The sequence below is a fragment of the Kitasatospora sp. NPDC004240 genome (genome assembly GCF_053603215.1).
Genome location: NZ_JBSGFD010000322.1, coordinates 1 through 6,199 on the forward strand (window position 1 = coordinate 1; position 6,199 = coordinate 6,199).

At 70.0% G+C, this 6,199-nt stretch carries 5 protein-coding genes; all 5 read right to left on the reverse strand.

Annotated elements, in window-relative coordinates; genetic code table 11:
- Positions 1-128 precede the first annotated feature (128 nt).
- Positions 129-632 carry a MaoC family dehydratase gene (locus ACWEQL_RS40165; RefSeq protein WP_452156212.1) on the reverse strand — a complete coding sequence of 168 codons (504 nt, stop codon included), beginning with the start codon at positions 630-632 and terminating at the stop codon, positions 129-131.
- A 19-nt stretch (positions 633-651) separates the two neighbouring features.
- Complete coding sequence (locus ACWEQL_RS40170; protein WP_452156214.1) at positions 652-1,614, reverse strand: HpcH/HpaI aldolase/citrate lyase family protein; 963 nt, start codon at positions 1,612-1,614, stop codon at positions 652-654.
- Between the two features lie 26 nt (positions 1,615-1,640).
- On the reverse strand, positions 1,641-3,665 hold the full coding sequence (locus ACWEQL_RS40175; RefSeq protein ID WP_452156216.1) for a protein meaA: 2,025 nt from the start codon (positions 3,663-3,665) through the stop codon (positions 1,641-1,643).
- On the reverse strand, positions 3,665-5,002 hold the full coding sequence (gene ccrA, locus ACWEQL_RS40180; RefSeq protein ID WP_452156218.1) for a crotonyl-CoA carboxylase/reductase: 1,338 nt from the start codon (positions 5,000-5,002) through the stop codon (positions 3,665-3,667). The genes ACWEQL_RS40175 and ccrA overlap by 1 nt, the downstream gene beginning before the upstream one ends.
- Before the next feature lie 357 nt (positions 5,003-5,359).
- Positions 5,360-6,199 (reverse strand): TetR family transcriptional regulator (locus tag ACWEQL_RS40185; RefSeq protein WP_452156220.1); only part of this gene is annotated, 840 nt, incomplete at its 5' end.

The following is a 6,199-nucleotide window of genomic DNA, read 5'->3' on the forward strand; positions in this document are numbered from 1 at the left end:
GCGGTGGTGGCCGGGCGGGGGCGGGTGCGCCCGGTGGGGGCCGGTGCGGCCCCCGGGGAGGGGCCCGGTGCGGCCCCCGGGGTGGGGCGGGTACGGCCCCGGGTGGGGCCGGGATGCCCCGGGTGGGACTAGGACAGGGGCTCGGGGCGGCCGGGCTGCTCGCCGCCGCGCTCCTTGATGTACGTCTCGGTCGGCACCATCACCTTGCGGCGGAAGATGCAGACGACCGTGCCGTCCTGCTTGTAGCCCTTGGTCTCGACGTAGACGATGCCGCGGTCGTCCTTGGACTTGGACGGCCACTTGTCGAGCACGGTGGTCTCGCCGTAGATGGTGTCGCCGTGGAAGGTCGGCGCGATGTGGCGCAGCGACTCGATCTCCAGGTTGGCGATCGCCTTGCCGGAGACGTCCGGGACGGACATACCGAGCAGCAGCGAGTAGATGTAGTTGCCCACGACGACGTTCTTGCCGAAGTCGGTCGTCTTCTCCGCGTAGTTGGTGTCCATGTGGAGCGGGTGGTGGTTCATGGTGAGCAGGCAGAAGAGGTGGTCGTCGTACTCGGTGACCGTCTTGCCGGGCCAGTGCTTGTAGACCGCGCCGACCTCGAACTCTTCGTAGGTGCGTCCGAACTGCATCTCAGGGGTCCTTAGGGGCTCAGGCCTGCGGGGGCTCGAACTTGGAGGTGCGCTGCATACCGGCGGCGCGGCCCTTGCCGGAGATGACCAGCGCCATCTTGCGGCTGGCCTCGTCGATCATCTCGTCGCCGAGCATCGCGGAGCCCTTGAAGCCGCCGGCCTCGGAGGTGCACCAGTCGTAGGCGTCGAGGATCAGCTCGGCGTGGTCGTAGTCCTCCTGCGAGGGCGAGAAGATCTCGTTCGCGGCGGCGACCTGGTCCGGGTGGAGCACCCACTTGCCGTCGAAGCCGAGGGCGGCGGCGCGGCCGGCCACCTCGCGGTAGCCCTCCTGGTTGCGGATCTGCAGGTAGGGGCCGTCGATCGCCTGGAGGTCGTTGGCGCGGGCGGCCATCAGGATGCGCATCAGGATGTAGTGGTAGGCGTCGGCCGGGTAACCGGGGGGCTGCTCGCCGACCACCAGGGTCTTCATGTTGATCGAGGCCATGAAGTCGGCCGGGCCGAAGATGACGGTCTCCAGGCGCGGCGAGGCGGTGGCGATCGCGTCGACGTTGATCAGGCCCTTGGCGTTCTCGATCTGCGCCTCGATGCCGATCTTGCCGACCTCGAAGCCCATGGTCTTCTCGATCTGGGTGAGCAGCAGGTCGAGCGCCTTGACCTGCTCGGCGTCCTGGACCTTGGGCAGCATGATGCAGTCGAGGTTCGGGCCGGCGCCCTCGACGACGGTGATCACGTCGCGGTAGGTCCAGTGGGTGGTCCAGTCGTTGACCCGGACCACCTTGGTCTTCTTGCCCCAGTCGCCGTTGTTCAGCGCGTCGACGATGTTGTGACGGGCGCTCTCCTTGACCAGCGGGGCGCAGGCGTCCTCCAGGTCGAGGAAGACCTGGTCGGCCGGGAGGCCCTGGGCCTTCTCCAGGAAGCGCGGGTTGCTGCCCGGTACGGCGAGGCAGGAGCGGCGGGGGCGCAGGCGGTTCACGGTAGCCATGAGGGTGGTTCAGTTCCTTCCAGTGGTCAGCTGGTGGTCGCGGGTGCGGGCGTCCAGGGCTGGAGCCTGTTGGCCAGCCGGATCTCGTCCACGATCCGGCCGATGATGGTCGTGATGCCGAAGTCCTTCGGGGTGAACACGGCGGCGACGCCGGCGGCCTTGAGGGCCTCGCCGTCCGCTGCCGGGATGATGCCACCCACGATCACCGGGACATCCTCCACCCCTGCGCGGCGCAGCCGCTGCAGGACGTCGGGCACCAGCTCGGGGTGCGCCCCGGAGAGGATCGACAGGCCCACGCAGTGGACGTCCTCCGCGACGGCCGCGGAGACGATCTGCTCGGGGGTGAGCCGGATGCCCTGGTAGACCACCTCGAAGCCGGCGTCGCGGGCGCGCACGGCGATCTGCTCGGCCCCGTTGGAGTGGCCGTCCAGACCGGGCTTGCCGACCAGCAGGCGGAGCTTGCCGGTGCCCAGCTCGGCGGCGGTCGCGGCGACCGCCTCGCGGACGGCGGCCAGCTCCCCGCCGGGCTCGGCGGTGACCGCGACCGGGGCGCCGCCGACGCCGGTGGGGGCGCGGTACTCGCCGAAGACCTCGCGCAGGGCGAAGGCCCACTCCCCGGTGGTGACCCCGGCACGGGCGCAGGCGAGCGTGGCGGGCATCAGGTTGGTCCCGGTGCCGGCGACGGTCTTGAGCTCGGCGAGGGCCAGCTGGGCGGCCGTCTCGTCGCGCTCCCCGCGCCACTTCTCCAGGGCGGTCAGCACGGACCGCTCGGAGGCCGGGTCGACGACCATGATCGCGGTGTCGAGGTCGGCCGTCAGCGGGCTCTCCTCGGTGGTGTCGAAGCAGTTGACCCCGACGATCTTGTCCTCGCCGGACTCGATGCGGGCCCGGCGGGCCGCGTGCGAGGAGACCAGGTTGGCCTTGAGGTAGCCGGACTCGACGGCCGGGATGACCCCGCCCATCTCCAGCACCTTGGCGATCTCGGCCTCGGCGCCGGCCAGCAGCTCGGCGGTCTTGGCCTCGACGACCTCGGAGCCGTTGAAGATGTCCCCGTACTCCAGCAGGTCGGACTCGTAGGCGAGCACCTGCTGGATGCGCAGCGACCACTGCTGGTCCCACGGGCGGGGCAGGCCGAGCGCCTCGTTCCACGCGGGGAGCTGGACGGCCCGGGCGCGGGCGTCCTTGGAGAGCGTGACGGCGAGCATCTCCAGCACGATCCGCTGGACGTTGTTCTCCGGCTGGGCCTCGGTCAGGCCCAGCGAGTTGACCTGGACCCCGTAGCGGAAGCGGCGCTGCTTGGGGTCCTGGATGCCGTAGCGCTCCAGGGTGACCTTCTCCCAGAGCTGGGCGAAGGCGCGCATCTTGCACATCTCCTCGACGAAGCGCACGCCGGCGTTCACGAAGAAGGAGATCCGGGCGACCACCTCGCCCATCCGCTCGGCCGGCACCTGGCCGGAGTCGCGGACGGCGTCCAGCACCTCGATCGCCGTGCACATCGCGTAGGCGATCTCCTGGACAGGGGTGGCCCCGGCCTCCTGGAGGTGGTAGCTGCAGATGTTGATCGGGTTCCACTTGGGGATGTTGCCGACCGTGTAGGCGATCATGTCGGTGATCAGCCGGATCGACGGGCCGGGCGGGAAGACGTGCGTCCCGCGCGACAGGTACTCCTTGACGATGTCGTTCTGGGTGGTGCCGGTGAGCCTGGCGATGTCGGCGCCCTGCTCCTCGGCGACCACCTGGTAGAGCGCCAGCAGCCACATCGCGGTGGCGTTGATCGTCATGGAGGTGTTGGTCTGTTCGAGCGGGATGCCGTCGAACAGGGTGCGCATGTCCCCGACGTGGCCCACCGGGACGCCGACCCGGCCGACCTCGCCGCGGGCGAGGACGTGGTCGGAGTCGTAGCCGGTCTGGGTGGGCAGGTCGAACGCGACGGAGAGGCCGGTCTGGCCCTTCGCGAGGTTCCGCCGGTAGAGCGCGTTGGAGTCGCTCGCGGTGGAGTGCCCGGCGTAGGTGCGCATCAGCCAGGGACGGTCGCGCTTCTGAGTGCTCATCAGATGTCCCGGAATCGGTTGATGGCCGGCAGGTGCTTCTCGCGCAGCTCGGCGTCGCGCACGCCCAGGCCCTCGGAGGGGGCGAGGCAGAGCACGCCGACCTTGCCCTGGTGCTTGTTCTGGTGGACGTCGAGGGAGGCCTGGCCGGTCTGCTCCAGCGAGTAGACCTTGGACAGGGTCGGGTGGATCTTGCCCTTGGCGATCAGGCGGTTGGCCTCGAACGCCTCGCGGTAGTTGGCGAAGTGCGAGCCGACGATGCGCTTGAGCGACATCCACAGGTAGCGGTTGTCGTACTGGTGCATGTAGCCGGAGGTGGAGGCGCAGGTGACGATCGTGCCGCCCTTGCGGGTGACGTACACCGAGGCGCCGAAGGTCTCGCGGCCCGGGTGCTCGAAGACGATGTCGACGTCCTCGCCGCCGGTGAACTCGCGGATCCGCTTGCCCAGGCGCTTCCACTCGCGCGGGTCCTGGGTGTGCTCGTCCTTCCAGAACTTGTAGCCCTCGGCCGAGCGGTCGATGATCGCCTCGGCGCCCATGGCGCGGCAGATCTCGGCCTTGGACTCGTTGGAGACCACACAGATCGGGTTGGCGCCGCCGGCCAGCGCGTACTGGGTGGCGTAGGAGCCGAGGCCGCCGCTGGCGCCCCAGATCAGCACGTTGTCGCCCTGCTTCATACCGGCGCCGTTGCGGGAGACCAGCTGGCGGTAGGCGGTGGAGTTGACCAGGCCCGGGGAGGCGGCCTCCTCCCAGGTGAGGTGCTTCGGCTTGGGCAGCAGCTGGTTGGACTTCACCAGGGCCAGCTGGGCCAGGCCGCCGAAGTTGGTCTCGAAGCCCCAGATGCGCTGCTCCGGGTCCATCATCGTGTCGTTGTGGCCGTCCGGGGACTCCAGCTCGACCGACAGGCAGTGCGCGACGACCTCGTCACCGGGCTTCCAGGCGTTGACACCGGCGCCGGTGCGCAGCACCACGCCCGCGAGGTCGGAGCCGAGCACGTGGTACGGCAGGTCGTGGCGCTTGGTGAGCGGGGAGAGCCGGCCGTACCGCTCCAGGAAGCCGAAGGTGGAGACCGGCTCGAAGATCGAGCTCCACACGGTGTTGTAGTTCACGGCGCTGGCCATGACCGCGACCAGGGCCTCGCCCGGGCCGAGCTCGGGCAGGGCGACCTCGTCCAGGTGAAGGGACTTGCGAGGGTCCTTGTCGCGGCTGTCGAGGCCCGCGAACATCTGCTCCTCGTCCTTGTGGAGCGTCACCGCTCGGTAGGACTCCGGCAGCTTCAGCGCGGCGAAGTCCGCCGAGGTGCTGTCGGAGCTGAGGATCGCGTCGAGGATTTCCTTCATGGCTGCCTCCGAAGGCGTACCTGTGTGAGGGCACAGGGCGTCTGGGGGAGCCGGGAGCGGACACCGGCTTCGCTGAATAGGTGGTGGGTGGGTACTGCTGGCGTGGAGCTGCGTGGGCTCGCCCCCGGGGTGTGGGGGCACCGGACGACGGCGCACCGAGGTGGGGAGCCGCGGCGCCGTTGGACCGGCGAGTAACAAGGTAATGGCACCCTGTGCCACTCGTAAAGACACCGGGTGTCATCAATTCGAGCGATTCAAATCCACGTTCGAGTTGACGCGAACGGGCACGGAAAGGGCCCGTACCGACATTTCGGTACGGGCCCTCAAATCCCTTGTGAGCTGCGGAAACGCGCCGTCTCAGCCCTGCTGGACGTTGATCAGCGCGGCCTTGATGCTGTCCACCACGACGTCCAGCGGAGCGTCGGTGCGGGCGACTGTGATGAGAACCTCACCCCCGGGACTGGCACTCAGTGCGCTCGCGGCGGCCGCCTCGAACGACGTCGCAGTGGCACCGGGTGCCACCAGGGACCCCCTCCGCCTCGCACCGGGCGCGGCGGAGGCCCAGAACGTGCCCCGGATGACCTCGAAGGAGTGATCCAGCTGCGCCTCGACATCACCCCGCCCGCCCGCCCGCAGCCAGCGCCGCAGCACGTGGTTGTGCGCCGCCACGACCGCGGCCGCCGACACCTCGGCGAGCATCGAGTCGTCCTCGCCGCCGCGCTGCCAGCCCGGCGGGATCTCCTCCGCCGCGTCGAAGCGGCCCAGCAGGTACCGCGTGAACAGCCGCTCGTAGCGGGCCACCACCGCGATCTCGCGCTCGCGCAGCGCCGGCACCTGGCGGATCAGCTGGTAGCGCGCCACCGAGACCGCGGGGGTGGAGGCGTACATCCGCAGCACCTCCTTGATGCCGCGGCACACCACGTCCAGCGGGTGCTCCTCGGGCTCGGCGCTGGCCAGCAGGTCGGCGACCCGGATGAGCGTGTCGTCGTGGTCCGGGAAGATCGCCTCCTCCTTCGACCGGAAGTACCGGAAGAAGGTCCGCCGGGCCACCCCGGCGGCCGCGGCGATCTGGTCGACCGTGGTCTCCTCGTAGCCCTGCGAGGCGAACAGCTCCATCGCCGCCGTCGCCAGGTCCTGGCGCATCTGCTGGCGCTGGGCGGCCGCCCGGCGGCCGCCGGGGCCGCCCGCGTCGTGGCC